This is a genomic window from Paenibacillus sp. GCM10027626 (assembly GCF_042676285.1).
Lineage (GTDB): Bacteria > Bacillota > Bacilli > Paenibacillales > Paenibacillaceae > Paenibacillus_Z.
In genome coordinates this window covers 63,618-82,665 of the sequence record NZ_JBHTHC010000018.1, presented here as the reverse complement: position 1 = coordinate 82,665, position 19,048 = coordinate 63,618, and the positions used below count along the sequence as shown (strand labels likewise).

Here is a 19,048-nt window from a genome sequence, read left to right as displayed (position 1 = left end):
TTATTTTTCAAAATCAACCCATGTGCCTTGCCCTGGCGCTAAGTCCAGCTTTACTTCTCCATTTTCAACCTTGCTTTCTCCCCACTCGCCGTTCTTCCACCAAGAAATTCGTTTTACACTGGACTCCACGGTTAATGTTGTGACTGCATGCTGTGCAAAGCTGGCATTAACCGCAAGAATGCTCTGACGGCCATTATCGTCGCTAAAGCAGCCAATAATCGCTGGATCGCCAGCAATGCTTACGATCGGTTCGAACGATTTTTTTGGCTCTGCAATTAACGGAGGCTCAGCGCCATAATGAATAACACCTTCAGACTTCAAATGCATAAGCTTCGAACCGATTGCTTGTACTTCCCGGTTTAAACGTTGCACCTCCCCATAATGCCTTGTTTGCTTGCCCGCGCGATCGATAATTCCCTCTCCGAATGTTTCGCCCCCCGAAGGCTCCGGCGTCCAGTAGGTGAAATATTGAATTCCTTTAGCCCCATAAGCAAGACTTGTATAGACTTGCCAGCGCAATTCTTCCTCTGTTGGATCTCGATGTGTCTGATTAAATGACAATGTCTGGATAAATAGCCAAAACGGAATGTTATGCTTCACAGCCTCACTGCGGATCAATTCGAGATTATAAAAGTAATCCTCCGTAATGACCGCGCTTTCATCATCTGCAGCTTTCGTCAAGAATGGATAATGATCGTACGATAACACCTGAGGGTCGAACTGACGCAGATAGTCTTGCACATATTCTGTAGACGTTCCTCCCTTTTGCTCAAGAGAAGCATAGGTCGCAAACAGGTTTACATACGCTAATCCATTTGGAGCATATTTGCTATATTCTTGCTTCATCGCCGCCAGCCTTTCAAAATCGCGGCTCGAAGGCTCATCATAAAACACATGCCCCATATAAGCCGGATGATTGGCGTACAGCGTCACCATTCCTTTCATTTGATCCAGTTGATCCATACCCAGCTTATTGAGCCTCGGGTCCCTTACCAATACCTTCAAATCGTTGGCCTCGGCATAATCCAAAGATCGGCGGATCGCTTCCTCACCGCCCTCCCATTCTCTAAACCCGGTAATAAAGGTTATGCCGGCGTCCTTAATTTCCCGGTAACGCTCCAGCGTAATCTGTTCAACCGGCGGGGTAACCCATAATCCAATCGGAAATTCCGTTTGGCCTTCGTTATTTTTGTCCTTGTAAAAAAACATTGCTGCCAGCACCACCAATACGATAATTACAGAAAAAGAAGCAAGAAATCGACGGCTCATCCTTTAAGCCCCCCAGTCGTTAATCCGCTAATTAGCCGATCTTGAAGGAGAAAATATACAACCAGAATTGGAATTGTAGCCATAGTTAAAGCTGCGAACAACGTCGTCCAATCTGCCGCATATTGCTGTTTGAGCACCAAATCATATAATCCGACCGATACCGTAAACAGCTTCCGGTCCTGAAGAAAAATATATGGAAGAAAGTAATCATTCCATATGTTGATCATCGTAACCAGTCCTACAGCGGCAATCCCGGGCTTCGCCATAGGCAGCATAATCTTGAAAAAGATTTGCCAATCGTTGGCTCCATCGATATGGGCCGCTTCCGCGTACTCCCAGGAAACTCCTTTAAAAAAGCCATACAAAATAATAAAGTTCATGCCTAGACCGGCTGAATACAACACAAGCAGTCCGATATGCGAATTGAATAGGCTCAGATTGATCATGAGCTTATAAAGTGCCGCTAACGTTCCCACAGAAGGGATGAGAAAGGTAGATACCGCAAAAAAGAAAATCAGATTGCCGCCCGGAAACTTATATTTCGCTACGACATACGATGAGGTTGCCGCAGATAGCACGGCCAGAATGGTACCGACTCCTGTAATGAATACACTGTTTAAAAAGTAAGTGCCGAGCCCTGTATCGTTCCACGCTTTGGAATAATTGGACCAACCCCATTGCTGCGGCAAAGACCAAATATTTTGATAAAACTCCGGCCCGCTCTTGAAGGAATTAATAAACATCCAAATAAACGGATAAATAATGGAAAGCGCGTAAACCATAAAGGCTATTTGTGCAAAAATCATTCCCAACTTGAATCTAGGTTGCATAGCCTCCCCCTTCTCATCTAATTAATTACTTAACTTAACTTAATAATAAGCCGAACGGGATAAACCCGTCAACTTATTTTTGTTAGACCGCGCTATTCATCAAACAGCTTGCCCATCACATGATCCATCGCCACCGCAAAGCCGCCATAAATTCCCGAGCGCTCGCCCAGCTCCGAAAACACAATTGTTGTTGTCAACGGCACAAGCCGGTTAACCAGTTCCCTTAAAGGTTGAATAAACGCATAGCCAAGCTTAATAATATCTCCGCCAATCACAATAAGTTCGAGGTCAAGCAGTAAACTCATATTGGAGAGCACGCCGGCAAGGGTTTGCACCAGTTCCTTGGTCTTTTTCAAACAATACGGATCTTGGCTTTCCACCGCTTTACAAAAAACCTCGAACGTAACTTTGTCCAAATTATGCCGGCAGTAATCCAAAACCTTACTTTCCTGGCCATTTTGCAAATCTTGCTTGACGTTATAAATAAGGCTATTCAAAGATAGACGGAAATCCAAATAATGATTATTAAGATCGCCCGGCTCATCCATATTCGGCGTGTCGCACAGCCAATACCCTACCTCGCCTGCCGCCAGCCTGCTTCCCTCATATAATTGCCCGTTAATAATCATGCCGGCGCCAATGCCTATATCGATATTGATGCCCAGCAGGTTCGTAAACCCTCTGCCCGCGCCATAGCGGCTTTCCCCGATCACACTCAAATTGATATCATTCATGACAATGACATCGGACTGAAACTCGCGTTCAATCAACTGCCGGATGTTAATTTTGTTCCATTCCTTATAACGAGGAGCGACCTGAAAATATCCCGTCTCCTTGTTAATGATCCCCGGTGTCCCCACACAAACGACATGCACCTTTTCACGCGAAATACTTTGCTGTTCGAGCAAGCTCTGAAGCTTGCGTATCACAGCAAAGAAATCATCGCTTATGATCGCAGCATTCAGGGCGAACTGGACCTCATCCTCCACAATCGTATTGCCCATCAAGTCCCCGATCGCCAAACGGATTTTATCTCCCGCCAAATCAATCGCAATAATATAGCCGTAATGACGGTTAAAGCTCAACATGACCGGCGGCCTACCGCTTCCAACCAAATCGCGTGTGCCCATCTCTTCCACAATTCCCATCGCGATAAGCTGTTCCGTAATGGATGACACGCTAGGAGCACTGAGCTTTAAAATCTTGGCCACATCCGCCCGCGATATTGGTCCTTGCCGTCTCACTAACTCCGTAATCAAATTTAAATTTGTAGAGCGAACCAGCTTGGGGTTCCCTGTCTTTCCCTTCAATATAGATCCCTCGCCCATCTTATAATAGTTAACTTAACTAATATTTATAATATACGATTAAACCAGTTATGTAAAACGCCCCAAAACTTCAACCAACTGTATGTGCTGAAAAGGAACATGTCATGCTCCGCGGCGGAATAGCAAAATAAAAGTCGTAAAATTCAAAAAAACAAATTGTAAACGTATACTTTATATTATATTATGTATACGTAATAATCACTACATAAAGGCGGTGATTGGTCAGAAATTGGACTGGAGTCAGGATGGTCGCTTTTATCAATGGTAAGCACCAGGCAATCGGCAGACTATAAAAAAGCAAATAAACGGAGGTTGCATCGTAATGAGAAGACAACTATCAGTGACATCAGGTTTGCTCGCAGCTGCTCTTCTTATCCAGCTTTTTTTCGCATCTGCAAGCGCTTTCGCAGGGGCGTATGATCCCACACTCCGGCAATCTGAAGATGTATTCACTGGACAAGAGTTTTACCCCGATCTCATCATTAACGACTTCAACACGCCTGAGGATGCAGTAGCATGGAGCAAAGGCGCCAATACGAAGGAGGTCAACTTTGCGGCCAGCATACTTAATGGACCGGGCGGACCATACGAGGGTGCAGGCGCGCTGGAGCAAGTACCGGAGAATGTCAAAGTATACGAGTGGAGGACGATTTACCGCAGCTTCACTACGCCGCTTGATTTATCCGGCCAGCGTTATCTGGCATTGGCAGCCAACTCCTGGGGATGGCAGCCGGTCGGCTACTTCTTAAAGATTCGGCTGTACAGCGGCGAGAACAGCTTCGAGCGCATCGCCAAAATATCCAATGACCGTTGGAATCGGGTTTTTGTCGATCTGGCTGCTTGGGAGCATCGGGACTCGATTACAAAGATGGAACTGTCATTTATGCAAAATTTTGATCTGGAAGGAATCGCTCCAGGCGCTCCAGGCTACGATTATTGGGATGGCCGCTTCCAGATCGACTACATTATGGCCACCAATACGATAGACATGCTCTTCAATCACGACAATGAGACGGAAGGATTTGCAGCTCACTTGGGATCGCTTGCTGTCTCCGGCGGCAAAGCGGTTTTTGCGATTGAAAGTGAAGGCGCCTACCTCGAATCGCCGGCGGTTCGGGTCGATGGCGAAGCCCGGAACGGGATGTCGATCGTACTAGACAATCAAACGGCGGCATCCAGCCTTAAGGTGTCCTGGATTACCGAAGCAGACCCGGCATGGGACGAAGCGAAATCCAAGACATTCGACATCGCGCCGAACAGCAGCGGCCAGACGGTAATAGCCAATATGTCGGACCGGGACGGCTGGACAGGGACGATCAGGCAGTTTCGGATTGAAGCTTTAACCGCGGCAGCAGGAGCGATCGCGATCGACGAAATCCGGTTCAAGAAATTCCCGCCGGTTCAATCGCCGATGGAAGGCAGCATTACCGCTGCCGTCATCAATGACGAAGGCAGCATAACGATTGCCGGTACTGTAAAGCCGGATTACGCCGCTGCGCATGCTGGTGACGAGCTTGTTCTCTTCGAGCTGCCGACCTATGGCAAGACTGACGAACTGGCGGGCCTGACACCGATTGCCCAGCTGGCAATGGCCAAGCAATTTGCCTTTGCTGTTAGCCTTCACGACGGCGGGCACAACCGGCTCTATTCCAAATTTGCCGTTGCCTTCCGTAACGCGGCGGGTGAGCTGACCTTAGCCGATGCGCCGCATTACATTACAAACCCCGACAAGCTGGCGGCCAATCGCGAGCCCTTCCCGGAGGCAAAAAGCATTAAAGGCCTTCAAGTGCAAATGACGGATGACGCCGAAGAACTGGGTATCAGCCATGCGGCCATCAACGTATCCTATAACGGCATGCTCTATACGGCCAACAGCAATCCGGCCAATACGATTCCGTATGAGGTCGATGGCGAAACCTTCTATTTCAAAAAGAGCTTCGTCAACCATCTCGACTCGCAAATCAAAAGCCTGTCCGACAACGATACGATCGTCAGCCTTATTTTGCTCATGTACAATGAGATGGCGCCAGATACGCCGAATGCGCATCTCATCCATCCAGACTGGCAGCCGGGCGGAATCGTGTACGCTCTGAATACAAGCAACGAGCTTGGCGTCAAATACGTCAAGGCGATTACGACTTTTTTGGCTGAACGCTATTCGCAGCCCGACGAACCTCATGGGAAAGCGGTCAATTTTATCGTCGGCAATGAGGTCGGCCAAAATCAGATCTGGAACAACATGGGACCAAAAACGGTTGACAAGTATGTAAGAGAGTACGTGCAAACCGTCCGGCTGGTCGATACGATTGTCCGAAGCCATTACGCCAATGCAAGGACATATATTTCCCTGGATCATTTTTGGGATGAAAATATTTCAGCAGACTCCCTTTGGAAATACGACAACAAAGTCATCGTCGATATGCTGAACGACCTGTCGCGCGAAGAAGGCGATTTTGGCTGGAACATTGCGTTTCACCCTTACCCGGAAAATCTGTTTGATCCAAAATTCTGGAACGATGAATCACCTACGGACAGCTTTACTACACCAAGAATCACCTTTAAAAATTTACAGGTGCTCGTCCGGTATTTGCAGCAGCAGCCGTTTCTGCGAGATGGGCAAATGCGCCGGATCATTTTGTCCGAGCAAGGGCTGAACAGCCTGGCTAACACAGCGGCCGATCAGCAGTTGCAAGCAGCCGCTTACGCTTATGCTTTTTATAAAATCAAGTTTTTGGACGGTATCGATTCCTTCATTTTGCATCGCCATGTCGACCATGCGGAAGAAGGCGGCCTGAACTTGGGGTTGTGGACGCATGCTCCGAATACAATTTCGACGCCGTTTGAACACAAACAAATTTACGACGTGTTTAAATATATTGATACCGCGCGTTCGCTCGAGGTCACCGAGTTTGCCAAAGCGGTCATCGGTATTGACGACTGGGCCAGCGTCATTCCCGGCTTTGATCCATCCAAGCTGGCGACCCGGGAAGAACGGGCCGAAGTGGGCGTTTCCTTCGTGAAAAAGGGCAACAACCCGCTGCAGGTCGAAGGATTCGAGAACGGGGCAGGCGGCTGGTTAGCTGCTGATAATGCACAGTCAGCCGAAAGCACAACGGAAGATGCCGCGGCAGGCAGCCGCTCCCTGAAGATAAGTTTCAGTGACTATGCCGCGCTCAATTGGAAGGGTGCCGATAAACGGTTCGCACAGCCGCTCAATGCAGCAAACGCGCCTTACTTGACATTAGCGCTCAAAGTGCCGGAAGCTGCAGCAGACAAAGCCTATGAAGCCAAAATTAAAGTATACAGCGGCAGAAACATCGCAGAGGGAACAGTCATGCTCGATTCGCAGCTCGGCTGGAACCGTGCGGCTTTGAACCTGAAAGGCTGGAGTGGCGTTAGTGCTATCGACCGGATTAAGGTCTGGGTTCGCGGGGATAGCTCGGAGAGCTGGACCGGATCGTTCCTGCTCGACGAAGTGGGATTCCATAAAACAATGGCCCCGGTCGGCGGGTATTCCAATGTAAAGCTCGATGCCAAGCTGTTGGCAGCAAAGCCGCAGGCAGGGGCTAAAGTCGAAGTGATGGTGACGAACTATGACGAACAAGCGTTGAATGGCACAATTGCCGTCTCGGGCGGAACGCATCTCAAGTTCGATCAGGCAACGCTAAAGCCAGGTGGCCTGCGAACCGGCGAAAGCAGGAAATTTATACTGACCATCACCTCATATACGCCTCCAGGAGATGGCACGGTCAAAGCACTGTTCACCTATCGTGAACGAACGATCCAGCAAGTACTGGCCCATGTAAAAAAAACAGGCGAGGAGAATATACCTGCTAATGAAAAGCTTCTTTTCAACTTTGAGGACTCCACTGAGGGGTGGAAAGGAAAAGCAAACATAGCCAGCGTAAATACAGTCGAGCAGTTCGCAAATGGACCGACTAAACCGGTTTTAGGCTCCTACGTGTTGGCGGCCAGAGCCGCTACTGTTGCAGCAAGCGCTTGGAAGACACTGACCGTCACGCCTGAGACAGCTATTGATCTTAGCAATGCAAAAAGCTTTTTCTATTATATTGATTCATATGGCGGCGTGCCTGGAGCCTCTTACGAGACAAAGGTGACACTGTACAGCGGCACGGAAAGCATTTCGGCCACGTCCCCGATGTCGCCTGATCAATGGAACCGGACCGAAATCGATATTGCAGACTGGGAGCATCGGACCCAAGTAACCGGCATCGATATTTCGTTCCGAGCCGTCGGCAGCGACATGGCTTGGAATCCCGAATTCCAATTGGATTACATCGGCTATACGAAGTAAGCGACCAAAAAAAGCCGGGACGGAGCAATCTGCAAGCCGTCCCGGCTTTTCTTTCTGACTTTAAGTCCCTATTCCGATGCTGGATACAATCCAGAAGGGCCCGAGCTTTTTTACATAAAATTGATCGATTTCTTCTCCCGTCTGTCTATCCATGTATCCTGCTACATTGTACAAATGCCCGTAATCACGGTCATACCGTTCCATATCCGAAACATCTGCCGTGAGGCTGCCGATGAAGAAGCATATATCTTCTGATGGTTAGTTCAGGCGAAAAGAAGCTCACGATCCACATTGCCGCAAGAAAAATGATTAGCATAATAAGTACGGTTCGCTTGGATAGTTTTTTCAGTATCATTTGTTCAATTCCTCGACTTCATGTATATTGAAAACACAGAAATCAGCTAAACAAACCAGTGAATACTTACTTCTTGAGTAAAGATTAATCTTTTGTAAATTATTATACCAAAAGGAATAAGACCTATAAAAAATTAGTTCTGTAACTGTTAAAAATTAAAAAAAGACCGTTAGATTTTGATGGAAATAACCGTCTATATACTAGAAGCGAGCAAAGTTGTATTCTTCCATATCTTGAGAGGAGAATTAATATGATTTTAGAAAACGATGGTACACAGCGCAAAAAATCAATTCGCTTGTTTTCTATCCTGGCTACTCTAGCTCTTGCCATTGTTGGCACGGTTACTACTTATGCTGCAAATGATAAAACTCCAGATATGAATGAGATGGGCCATAAGGTCATTGCCGCAAATAAAGAATCACTCAAATCGGAACAGACGCCGGAAAGCGGGCAGAATACTAGTCAGGTTCGGAGGAATCTGCAAGTTACTACATCTAAGGTTACACTCGAAGTTGAAGATCTCCGTTTGCCATTTGACACAGAGACAAGCTTCTCAATTAGTCATACTGCTTTGGCTGTAGGTGGACAGACAAATAGTGATTCAGTGTATAAAATTTCCTCTGGTGATATTTTAATCTATACTGCTAATTGGTCCTCACTAGGACAGAATATTCAAATTGGATTTGTAAGCAAAGATAATCTAAGCAAGCAGTATTGGAAAGAGACAAAATCTTCTGGTAGTGCCACTGGAACAATCGATACAGAAGGTGTTCCAGTGGGTGAATATTATGTGGCTATTGGTGCACCAGATACCAACACGGAAACTATAAGTGTTGTTGGAACGTTTGAATGGAAAAGCAAATAATTCTGTTTTAGTTTTGACAGCTTGAAGGGCCATCCATTTTGTTGTTTTCCAATGCCTTTCCTGATATCCTAATAAATAATTTTAGAAAAAACGTTAGAAAGCTGCTTATTCCATCGTCTTCTTAATATCATGGTTTAATAAGGAGGATAAATTTGAATAAGTCGTCTACCAGAATGATGTTGGTTTTTGTATTTATTTTTGCATTAATTGTACCTAGTCGAACATTTGCTTTAACCAATGCCAGTTCTATAACTGATCCGCCACCGGGTACAGAGCCATTTACAGTATTTGATCCCGATTTTAAATATCTTGATAATGGGAACGGCTACATATCTGATCTTGGTAATGGAAAGGTCAGCATCGGCGGACAGACGTTGGGTACACGGATCCTTGACACTATCGGCGTTCAAGTAACATTACAACGCTGGACCGGTTCAGAATGGGTCAATGCAAGCATCGGTTCAAATGTTACAAATACTGATTCTTCCTACACGTATTCTAGCAGAGAGGTATCGGTTTCTAGTGGCTATTATTATCGAGTTGCAAATAGACACTGGATTACATATGGGAATACTCTGGAAGAAGGTACGGTATACACAAGCTCTATTCTTATTAATTGAGAACACTTGAAAAAGAAACCACCCTTTCAATAGGAATGGTTTCTTTCTTTTAAAAGCGTTAGCCTTACTTCAAAGTCTTTGCTAGCTCAATTATCTCTGTTTCCGTCAAGCGGCCTGAGATGTGCACCAGAATCCTTTCGTTTGTTAGCCACTCCAAATTCGTATTTCCATCACGGGGGATTAATAAAACTGCTGCATTTCCATTAACCATTAGTTCTTTATATTCTCCAGCAGTCAAATCCATCTCAATTTTCATACCGGTAGCTTTACCTTCCACAATACGCTGTATGATATGAATGATTTCTCCGGCGGCATTCATGTACTCTTGCTGAATATTGTGAAATTGCTCATCAGGAGAACCAAAACTACGTACCGCGTTCAAGTGAAATCCTTCAGGCAAAGCAGCTGGAACCAAGAGAGGAAACGAAGATTTATGAATGGCTTCTTCCAGCGTAACTTCCCACATTTGGCTACTATGCGATTCCTTCTCAGTCATAGTATCATCCGGTGGAGCTGTTTTGGCCTTGGATGGATCGTGACTCGGCTTTTCATAAAAAAATTCAACAACTTCACCTTTTATTTTTTTGAATAGTGATGCAACTTGAGAGTAGGCGGTTGGTGTTGTCATGTTAGCCAAAAAGCTCACGATAAAAGATCCCATAATGATGGCAGCACGCAGCTTTAATCTTCTCATCCATTCTCTTCGGCGTTTCCTTTTCTGAAGTCGCACCTGCACCTTTAACCAAGAAGGCGTACTATCGGGAATTACAATGTTGTTGCGCTCCCGTTTCAAGGCTTCTTTTAATTCTTCATCTTTCATAAAATCATTGTTCATAAGAATCCGCCCATTTTCTCCGGAAATTTTTGAGCAATTTTTTTCGTGCACGAGCTAGCTTTTGACTCACTGCTTGCTCGGATAGATCAAGTGTGGCTGCTATTTCCTTATAGGACATATCTTCAATATAAAACAGATTAATGATGGTTCGCTGTCCTGGACTTAGTTCAAGAATGCTTTGATGTAGCAGCTCATCTCTGATCTTTTTCTCTACTTCCTTCGCTACATTAGTCTGTTCTGTACTTGTTTCTAAATTTCTCTGTATTCTATGGACGTCATTTAAGCTAATGATCTGCTGGTTTTTATTCACTTTTTTCAAATAATCTATCGCCATGTTACGTGTGACTTGCCTCATCCATGCAGAGTAATTTGATATTTTATGTTTTCGTATAATCGATGTAATTTTAAGGAACGCTTCTTGAATTATGTCTTCTGTGAGTGAATGATCATGCAGGAGATACAAAATATCTGTATAGACAAGGGTGTAGAAAGAACGATAGGCTAGTTCCTGCATCTGTGGCGTGAGAGCATCAAAATCCTGGTAGAACAAAAAAGTCCAGTCCTTCACAGTTGCATCCCAATCTTTCTTAATAGTTTTAATTGAATCAGGTAGAAGTCATAGCTTAGTCCGTCTACATCAATAAAAATAAAACGTTAGATTTAAATGGAAACTGCCGTCTATAGAGTAGAACTGATAAATGGAATTCTTCACGTTTATTTACCTATCTTAAAAGGGAAGAGTCGAAACAAATCGGTAGTCATTTTATAATACCAAAATAAGGTTTAAAATGCAAAAAAATAATATTTTCATTTATAGTACTCACCGCAAAATAGAGGTTGATTTATAACTTTAAGAACTTCATTGTTATATAATACCTATCTAAAGGAGACATTTATGAAGAAAATTAGTTACTACTTAGGTCTCTGAAAAAAACAAGTTGCTGAAAGGGAATTTGCCCCATCCCTGTCGAAATATATAGTAACAAACTACATTCGGAATGGGGTGAGTGCCATGAAAATATCCTCGCAACAAGTCAATCAAATTTGTAAAGGCGATGAGGAAATCGCGGGATTTTTTCATGAACTGCTCGCTCAAAACCAACAACTCATGGAACGAGTTGATCAGCAAGCGAAAGAAATTAACGAATTAAAAATGGAAGTTCATGAGTTAAAACGGCAACTGGGTCAAAACTCAAAGAATAGCAGTAAACCGCCATCAAGCGATGGATTGCGTAAGCCGGTGAATCAGCGTCAACCTGGTGGTAAAAAAGGAGCGCCAAAAGGTCATCAAGGCCACACGTTGAAGTTTTCCGCGGTGCCGGATGAAGTCATCGAACACCGGATCGCCACTTGCCCGAACTGTCATCAATCCCTTCAAGATGCGCCTGACGTTGGCTACGAGAAACGACAGGTCTTCGACCTCCCTGTGCCTCGTGTAGTCGTGACGGAACATCGGGCCTATACGACGTGCTGCCCGCATTGTCAATGTACGCAGCAGGCTCCCTTTCCAAAAGAGGTACTTGCACCTGTGCAATACGGTCAAGGCTTCACGGCATGGGTTGCGTATTTAAACGTCTATCAACTGCTGCCCCTTGAGCGGATGAGTCAATTGTTGGCTGACATGTGTGGTGTTTGTCCAAGCGAAGCGAGTATCCTGTGGATGCTCCAAAACGTAGACAGCGCATTGGAACCTCTGGAAACCGAGATCCGAGAACAACTCGGGGAGAGCCCTGTTGTCCATGCCGATGAAACCGGTTTTCGCGTAGAAGGCAAAGGACAGTGGCTCCATGTCATCTCGAACGAAAAATGGACGCTACTCGGCGTCCATGAAAGCCGCGGCAGCAAAGCGATCGAAGCGATGGGACTCTTACCAGGCTTTTCCCACATCGTGGTGCACGATTGTTATGCCACGTATTTCCAATCATCCTATCCGTTCAGTCATGCGCTATGCAATGCCCACTTGTTGCGGGAATGCATCAGTATCGAAACGTATGACGGTCAGCAGTGGGCAACGTCGATGCGGGAGTTCCTGCAGGAAAGTTGGGAACTGGCGAAGACATCAAGAGTGGAGGGTATCCCGCTTGAAGAAGAGCTGTTGCAGACGATCGAGCAGCGTTATGACGACATTCTGACTGAAGGCAGACAGGAATGGTCAAAAGCGGATTCAGCAGAATCGCGTTTAGCCAAAGGAAAGAAAAAACAAAGTAAAGCGGCCAACTTGGGACAGCGATTTCAGCTTCATAAAGAAGCGATTCTTCGCTTTATTCGTGATGCCCGCGTCCCGTTTGACAACAATCAGGCGGAACGGGATATTCGAATGGCAAAGGTGAAAATGAAGGTTTCGGGTTCTTTCCGCACGAAGGAACAAGCGAAGCGCTTTGCCCGCATTCGCAGCGTCATTTCAACCTTACGCAAACAGCATTTGCCGATTCTTGCCTCGCTTGCTTCTGCCTTGCGGGGCCAATTCAGCTTTGCCCGGACCTAAGTAGTAACGAAAATTATTGCTGTTACCGCTGTTTTGTGTGCTGTCAGTGTGGGAAGCATAGCCATGGTGTATGCATCCACTGATAAGTCCCCTGGAGTTCCGCGCGGCCAAAAGCCTTTGAGTAAGCAGCAATATATACAAATGAGTGATATCATTATACGTGTTAATGATGGAGAGCCGTATCAGCTCTGAAAGAAGCACAGCCGCTACTCGAAAGAAAACCTGATATGTTACATCCTGAATATCACTTCGCTCTTGAAATGCTAGATATACCAAATGTGCAATAATCGTTACGAAACAATTGAAAAGTAACATTACTAATAAAAATGAGCAGCTTGTTCCTCCATTTAAGAGGTCAAGCTGCTCTTACTTTTCTGAATCTATTATTCTTCAGGATTCCACTTGAACATCGTTCCCCAAAAGCTGCATTATCGATAGCCGTCTTCTAATTTATTCAAGCGTATTTCGTAAAACAACGCGATTCCGCAAAATCCAAGCTGCAGCACGGGCGCGCCAAGCCAGCCCCCAGAGCGGGCCCTGGCAGTCCGGTGTAATTTTCTGCTCAATGGCCTCCTCCGCCGTCTCACATACGACCACTTCCACAATCCTGTCAAGAAGTTCATGCCGTTCGGCGGCGCTAGCCTCGTAAGCGTCGACAAGCAGACGAAGTTGCCGGGCGCGAACATCCAGAGCAGGGAGTCCCACTCTTTCTGCCACATCGTCATCATGAAGCTGCGGGAACAGCCAACAGACTCGCGCAAGCTCCATCAGCGGATCAACAGGACCTACAAACTCCCAATCGATCAACGCCACAGGCATACCATCCCGAGTTACGACATTCCAAGGCGCCACATCCCCATGACTGATGACTAGCCGCGAGCCGCCCAATTTTTGCAAAAACCAAGGCTTCCATTCGGCATCCGCAGTAGGCTGGAAAGCTTCGCTTGTGTTATGCAGTCTTCGCAACATCTGCCCGACCTGCACTAAAGCCGCGTCGGACCATGGACCAGGATGTACAAACTCTCCTGCAACAAAGCTTAACGTCTCCCGTCCTTCAGCGTCCACACCAGAGCCAACGATACTCGGCGCCTCTGTAAAGCCCGATGATTGCAAATGCCGAAGGAAAGAATGGACACTCGGCGTCCACGGGCCAGCAGGCCGCAGCACTACATTTCCCTGGCGAATGACCGACTTGTCCGGAGAAAGTACGATTTCGTCCAATTTACCAGCTCCTTTCGTTGAAATCCTGCTCGTATTGTAAGAGGAGGCCTCGTAAAGCTACATGTATCTACTTTTGTTATCTTATATACGAAAACATAAATCAAGGGAGAGATCTTTTTATAATTGATCTTTTCTTAGACATTAACCGTTTGCTCAATATTTGTAACCCCGAAGGGAACATGAGCAGAAGTTGTCATTGTATTCTATACTCAGAAATGAAAAATTACTCTTCTTTATTCCCAATGACATCGGATTGTCTCTTTAAAAAATATTGCCACGCTTTGATATCGATTTCTTCTTCTGCTGTCAGTTGCTCCTGAGGTTTCCGACAAAGTGTGTTTTTAAATTCCCCTTTATATTTCTCTTCGTAAAGCGCTATTTGACGTGCAAGGAATACTACTTCACTCTCTTCTTTAACTGGTTCATTTTCTTTATGCCACATTTCTACGACTTTAAAAATTGGAATTGTACCGCCAGAAGCAAGACGGAATAATGTATCTTCCGAAACACGTAGTTGTTTACCAGGAACGTAACTAACTCCTTCAAACCGGCATTCCTTGTGCCAATTTGTTATGGTGGTTTGACTGACTCCAAAATATTTAGCTAAATCCCCAGAAGTATAGGTCTTGAGAGAAGTCGGAACATTAGAATTAAGCTCGTTATCCACAGTAAACGCTGCAGCAACAGCAGCTGCATGCCTAAGTAAGGAATCAAAGCACTCACGAAACTTCTCTTGATCCGAAAATATGGTCTCATCCCATTGGCTAAGGAATGAGTCATTATTCTTTATTGATAGTGCCAGGACTTTAAACAATAAGACACTACTGTACTCACCTGTTTCTAACAAAAGCTTCTCCAAAACTGGTGTAACTTGTTGTGAGAACTGTGTTTTCTCATAATATGTTAGAGACATCTTCATCACCTCATACCTCCATTATACATATAACTACAATTAAGTAGCAATAGTTTTAACGTAACTAAAAGAAACTAAAAGTTACCTACAACTATTATTATTCACCTTTGCAAAATTTTAAAACTTACTCCGTTAAAAACGACATTTAAACCTGAATTTCGAAAGCCCTTAATCATGGCAGTCAACGAATTGCGATCCAGGAAATAGCAACCAAAAATGTCATCCAATTTCGTGTGTTTCTGAATGTTTGCCGCTTTTTTGCATGCAACTCCCCCCCCTCCCCACTCAAAGGACTTCGTGATTTTCAAGTATTATTTTGGGATTATTTGATTCATTTGAGTAAGATCGTTTTTTGCTCGATCCGCTGCCAATTATATCCATTCGCAAACGATTGAGCCATTTTTAACGTGTACTGACGGTCATGTTGGAACAACACGCCTAAGAAAGAACTCCCGTCGAAAGCGTTGAATCATAAACGAACGGTACACCGGCTCGCATCTGTTCATCTTTGAATCGTTCAAACAAATTGTAGTCCAGCAGCTTCAGCGGCAGGTCACTTTCGTTTGTAGCGAATTGATGCGTTGGCATCCGGTTGATTTATGTGAAGTGCTGCAACTTCTCAGTGATTGGAAACGTCTTATCTTACAAATGCAATTTAATCCAAAGTAGGAAACCCGTTGGGTTTCATCTCGTTGCCCTTCGGACAGATCGGGATGCCTGTCGGAGAAATCTGGATACCCCTGTCCGAAGCCGTATTTTTCTTGCTGCGGTTTTTGAGATCAATGAAGGGTTCGATGTTCAGGTGATCGAGAAACATATAAACTTCAGCATCATGAGCGGCATTGAGCAGCATCTTATCGATCACTCCGGGGTTGAAACGTTTCTAAAATTCAGCCATACTTAAGATTAGACTGACAGATCGTGTCTGAAAGCCGGCTCCAGTCTAGGGTACAAAGGCAAGTCTTGTTACTATCAGCCGCTGAAATCATATAGAAATGGTAGCTTTTAAAATACTTCTCTCTAATACTGTCCCAGCCCGAGTCGCAATCGGGCTGGGAGTAAACACGAGAATGTTGCAATCGACAATGCCTTGAGTGCGACAATCGCATGTACTTACTTCGGGGATAGGCTGAAGTGACAATCGGTGTGTCATCACCGGCAGCATTAAGCTCCGGAATATCCCTGAACAAACCTAAATTCGCTGACACAGTGAGAATCTGTGACTGGAAGAAGTCGAACAACGGATCGGCAGGCAAAGCCGTTTTCTTGTCGGCGGACGAGTGAAGAAGTCGTAGAATGTACCAACCCTGGAAGATCGTCAAGGGGAAAGCCGCTCAGAATGGCATAGATCGGCGTACGTCTCATCTCGTTGATCCATTCGGTTATTCCCATCGTCGGATTGGTCATGAGTAGGATTAGATAGGAACGCAGCAAGGATCAGATCCCGGGGTAACGGTCCCCGAGCTGGGCTAGTTGTGGTACAACAAGATCGTGATGACGGAAAGATCCGTCATCCAAAGCTTGACGGCGTGAGGCCAATCTTGGTTAATGAGAACGATGCTGGGCCCGTACGAAGTACGAAGTTGCTGGAAAACAAAAGCTTGGAAGTCTGAATGAGGAACGAAAATAGGCTTCATGAGGACAACACTCCAATCGCGAGAGTAAGGGTCATACCCCTTCACGCAATATCAGGAAATCAGGAGTTTGTCAAGCGATTTTTGAAATATATTAGCCACTATCCTGGAATTTTTATTTTCAGTTCAAAATGTGGCAGCAATAAAACTCCCCCTACGAAAGTAGGAGGAAGCATACATCCAGGGGGTATAGGCAAATCCTTGCCCTGTCTGGCTCGGCGAATGCCAAGAGTCTATTTACTATACGAGGAGGATTTAGGATGAAGAAAACGATAGCATTAATACTGACTACAATGCTATTCCTTGTGGCATGTTCAAACTCAAATCAAGAGATACTGCAAAGTTGGGCATTTGATGTTGTTACTTGGAATAACGGGGTCTACAAGGTGACAAATGAGGTCGTTACTGAAGTCGAGGGCGAAATTGGAACAATAAAAATACACTCTACAAATGAAAGTAGTGATTTACCGAATCTTTTTTCTAATAAGTATAAAAAAGGAACAAAATTATTTAAAATTAAGAATATCGAGACAATCGATTATATCGCAATACTGGATGATGACACTTACTATAAAGCAGAAAGAATGGAAGGAATGAAAACAGCAGCCAACTAGGCTGCTGTTTTTATTTAAAACATTTTTCTAAAAAGCAGAATCCTCAATTATTTTGAGTTCAGACATACTCTTTTGACTTTCTAAATTTACAAATTGCCCATTAGAATTTACTTTAAAGATACTAACGTCTTCATTAATTGGAATGTACTCATTATCGCCAATTTTCTTTAAATAAAGAATTACACTGTCATTTTCATTCAGAGGGGTTGTTCCATGATATTTTACTACTACATTTTGGTCTTCCCCACCCATTTGATATAGTATGACATTTTGTTGGAGTAGAGCAGAATCACCTTTTAGAACTTCTTGAATATTTATTTCGGATTTTTGCTTATAATCATAATAATTTTCTCCTGTAACAACTGTACCGTGTTTGGTAGTTACGTTTGCCTTAACAACTAAATCTGCATCCCTAGCAAGATCCTTTAAATTGAGATACCACTTACTCCAAGATAGACCAAGAGCAACTAGCTCCTTACCTTCTACAAAATCATTTTCATCAATATCGAATCGTGATGGAGATAAACTATTTTGATAAATGTTGTTTACCGAGTTCTCATCTCCAATTCCAGGAAAATATTGAATACGGGCAAACGTTCCATCTGAGAAAAAGGTACCTGGAACCATTACTGAGAGTGTTCTTGCTGGCGCATGGTCCAAACCCAAAGCATGACCTAATTCATGCGTCGCAACACTTTGAATTGCATTTTCTGTATTGACGTAATTTGACTGTGAAGTATAGAAATCATTCAACCAAACTTTAACCGATTTAAAAGTCCCGTTGGTATTATAGACAGGCTCCGTAGCCCCATCCCATGTAACAGTAGATAAAGTTTGATTCCCTACTGTAAAATTCGAATTGATACCAGATGACAATGTAACTACAGTTGCATCATTCCATTCCTTTGCTCCAGTATTCCACAGCGCTCTATAAGCGTTATTCGAACCATTATTCTGGTACGTTATATATTTGCTAGCCCATTTATACCCCAACGTTGGGGTATCTGCGGCAAATACTGAACTTGAGAACAAAGTGGTAACAAAAATTATAAGAACCATAGATAGAGTTCGCTTCTTCAAAAGAATTCCCTCCAATTTAAAGTATTTTTGCAAACATATAATTATGACGATCACGGACGGGGGACTAATTAGCTAATAATTGGTTCTACACGTTCTCCCTAGCCCTCCAGTAAAGCAAATTTTCATCAATTGAGGTCAAGTCAAGTTAATCAAAATACTTTCATCAGAGCCCCCCTTCTTACAAATTAGATGATTGAGCATGATCTAGTTACATATATAGTAACACACAAAATAGGATAAATCTACCTTTTTTTATATCATTTATAATTTCACAGAATCTTTTGTTAAAAACTCGTTACTACTTAGGTACGGCTGGTACACTTGAGCTTCCCAACATAACCGAACCGGCGAGATTCCCGATCGCGTTGGCAGCTTTCGAAGTCCGAGAGGATGAAAGGCACAATCCAAGCCGATTTTTCAAGATAAGTCAGCATAACTTTGCTGCCTGCAATATTTGTAGCATTTATTGTGGAAAATTCCGTATTCAAGTTCGTGGTTTTTGTGGTAAACTTCACCTTAAGGTCCACCCTCTTTTGGATGATGTGTTCTCGCAAACAGTATTCTACCAAAGAGTAGGGCACTTTTTTTATGAGGCGTTACTTTCGAAATTCAGGTTAAAATAAAAACCGCTTAAGCTTTATTGTGATTCTTTGCGAATCGCAACTAGCTTAAACGGTTCTCACC

At 44.4% G+C, this 19,048-nt stretch carries 14 protein-coding genes; 5 read left to right on the top strand and 9 right to left on the bottom strand.

What is annotated here, in order from left to right; genetic code table 11:
* The 3 genes from ACFQ0N_RS27765 to ACFQ0N_RS27755 form a co-directional block, all read right to left on the bottom strand.
* Nucleotides 1-1,269, bottom strand: coding sequence for a beta-galactosidase (locus ACFQ0N_RS27765; protein ID WP_379332537.1), 1,269 nt, complete (start codon nt 1,267-1,269; stop codon nt 1-3).
* Nucleotides 1,266-2,099, bottom strand: coding sequence for a carbohydrate ABC transporter permease (locus ACFQ0N_RS27760; protein ID WP_379332535.1), 834 nt, complete (start codon nt 2,097-2,099; stop codon nt 1,266-1,268). Before ACFQ0N_RS27760 ends, ACFQ0N_RS27765 begins: the two co-directional genes overlap by 4 nt.
* 92 nt (nt 2,100-2,191) lie before the next feature.
* The gene (locus tag ACFQ0N_RS27755; RefSeq protein WP_379332533.1) at nt 2,192-3,409 is read right to left on the bottom strand and encodes an ROK family transcriptional regulator; all 1,218 of its coding nucleotides are present in this window, start codon (nt 3,407-3,409) and stop codon (nt 2,192-2,194) included.
* 340 nt (nt 3,410-3,749) lie between these two features.
* Here ACFQ0N_RS27755 and ACFQ0N_RS27750 point away from each other — a divergent pair, with 340 nt between their 5' ends.
* From ACFQ0N_RS27750 to ACFQ0N_RS27740, 3 genes are all read left to right on the top strand, one after another.
* Nucleotides 3,750-7,742 (top strand): DUF5722 domain-containing protein, encoded by a 3,993-nt coding sequence (locus ACFQ0N_RS27750; protein ID WP_379332531.1) that lies wholly within the window; start codon nt 3,750-3,752, stop codon nt 7,740-7,742.
* A gap of 605 nt (nt 7,743-8,347) precedes the next feature.
* Nucleotides 8,348-8,962, top strand: coding sequence for a hypothetical protein (locus tag ACFQ0N_RS27745; protein ID WP_379332529.1), 615 nt, complete (start codon nt 8,348-8,350; stop codon nt 8,960-8,962).
* Between the two features lie 152 nt (nt 8,963-9,114).
* On the top strand, nt 9,115-9,582 hold the full coding sequence (locus tag ACFQ0N_RS27740; RefSeq protein ID WP_379332527.1) for a hypothetical protein: 468 nt from the start codon (nt 9,115-9,117) through the stop codon (nt 9,580-9,582).
* Nucleotides 9,583-9,646: 64 nt separating this feature from the next.
* Here the strand turns inward: ACFQ0N_RS27740 and ACFQ0N_RS27735 are convergent, their stop codons facing one another.
* Both ACFQ0N_RS27735 and ACFQ0N_RS27730 read right to left on the bottom strand, forming a co-directional pair.
* Entirely contained in the window at nt 9,647-10,417 is a 771-nt protein-coding gene (locus ACFQ0N_RS27735; protein WP_379332525.1) for a DUF4367 domain-containing protein, read from the bottom strand.
* The gene (locus tag ACFQ0N_RS27730; protein ID WP_379332523.1) at nt 10,407-10,985 is read right to left on the bottom strand and encodes an RNA polymerase sigma factor; all 579 of its coding nucleotides are present in this window, start codon (nt 10,983-10,985) and stop codon (nt 10,407-10,409) included. Before ACFQ0N_RS27730 ends, ACFQ0N_RS27735 begins: the two co-directional genes overlap by 11 nt.
* 444 nt (nt 10,986-11,429) lie before the next feature.
* Here ACFQ0N_RS27730 and tnpC point away from each other — a divergent pair, with 444 nt between their 5' ends.
* Nucleotides 11,430-12,902 (top strand): IS66 family transposase, encoded by a 1,473-nt coding sequence (gene tnpC, locus ACFQ0N_RS27725; RefSeq protein ID WP_379332521.1) that lies wholly within the window; start codon nt 11,430-11,432, stop codon nt 12,900-12,902.
* 450 nt (nt 12,903-13,352) lie between these two features.
* Here the strand turns inward: tnpC and ACFQ0N_RS27720 are convergent, their stop codons facing one another.
* The 3 genes from ACFQ0N_RS27720 to ACFQ0N_RS27710 all read right to left on the bottom strand — a co-directional run bounded on the left by ACFQ0N_RS27720 (nt 13,353) and on the right by ACFQ0N_RS27710 (nt 15,889).
* Entirely contained in the window at nt 13,353-14,123 is a 771-nt protein-coding gene (locus ACFQ0N_RS27720) for an aminoglycoside phosphotransferase family protein (RefSeq protein ID WP_379332519.1), read from the bottom strand.
* Between the two features lie 223 nt (nt 14,124-14,346).
* On the bottom strand, nt 14,347-15,045 hold the full coding sequence (locus ACFQ0N_RS27715; RefSeq protein ID WP_379332517.1) for a hypothetical protein: 699 nt from the start codon (nt 15,043-15,045) through the stop codon (nt 14,347-14,349).
* A 646-nt stretch (nt 15,046-15,691) separates the two neighbouring features.
* Nucleotides 15,692-15,889, bottom strand: a complete 198-nt coding sequence (locus ACFQ0N_RS27710) for a hypothetical protein (RefSeq protein WP_379332515.1) — start codon at nt 15,887-15,889, stop codon at nt 15,692-15,694.
* A gap of 1,041 nt (nt 15,890-16,930) precedes the next feature.
* Between ACFQ0N_RS27710 and ACFQ0N_RS27705 the strand changes: the two genes are divergently transcribed.
* Nucleotides 16,931-17,284 carry a hypothetical protein gene (locus ACFQ0N_RS27705; protein ID WP_379332513.1) on the top strand — a complete coding sequence of 118 codons (354 nt, stop codon included), beginning with the start codon at nt 16,931-16,933 and terminating at the stop codon, nt 17,282-17,284.
* Between the two features lie 27 nt (nt 17,285-17,311).
* On the opposite strand, the gene ACFQ0N_RS27700 is transcribed toward ACFQ0N_RS27705, so the two are convergent.
* A complete protein-coding gene (locus ACFQ0N_RS27700; RefSeq protein ID WP_379332511.1) occupies nt 17,312-18,364 on the bottom strand; it encodes a matrixin family metalloprotease in 1,053 nt (350 codons plus the stop codon).
* Between the last annotated feature and the right edge of the window lie 684 nt (nt 18,365-19,048).

Excerpts from the sequence above, each read along its gene's own strand:
- ACFQ0N_RS27765 (WP_379332537.1), bottom strand. The coding sequence starts at position 1,269 with ATGAGCCGTCGATTTCTTGCTTCTTTTTCTGTAATTATCGTATTGGTG.
- ACFQ0N_RS27760 (WP_379332535.1), bottom strand. The coding sequence starts at position 2,099 with ATGCAACCTAGATTCAAGTTGGGAATGATTTTTGCACAAATAGCCTTT.
- ACFQ0N_RS27750 (WP_379332531.1), top strand. The coding sequence starts at position 3,750 with ATGAGAAGACAACTATCAGTGACATCAGGTTTGCTCGCAGCTGCTCTT.
- ACFQ0N_RS27745 (WP_379332529.1), top strand. The coding sequence starts at position 8,348 with ATGATTTTAGAAAACGATGGTACACAGCGCAAAAAATCAATTCGCTTG.
- ACFQ0N_RS27735 (WP_379332525.1), bottom strand. The coding sequence starts at position 10,417 with ATGAACAATGATTTTATGAAAGATGAAGAATTAAAAGAAGCCTTGAAA.
- tnpC (WP_379332521.1), top strand. The coding sequence starts at position 11,430 with ATGAAAATATCCTCGCAACAAGTCAATCAAATTTGTAAAGGCGATGAG.
- ACFQ0N_RS27710 (WP_379332515.1), bottom strand. The coding sequence starts at position 15,889 with ATGCTGCTCAATGCCGCTCATGATGCTGAAGTTTATATGTTTCTCGAT.
- ACFQ0N_RS27705 (WP_379332513.1), top strand. The coding sequence starts at position 16,931 with ATGAAGAAAACGATAGCATTAATACTGACTACAATGCTATTCCTTGTG.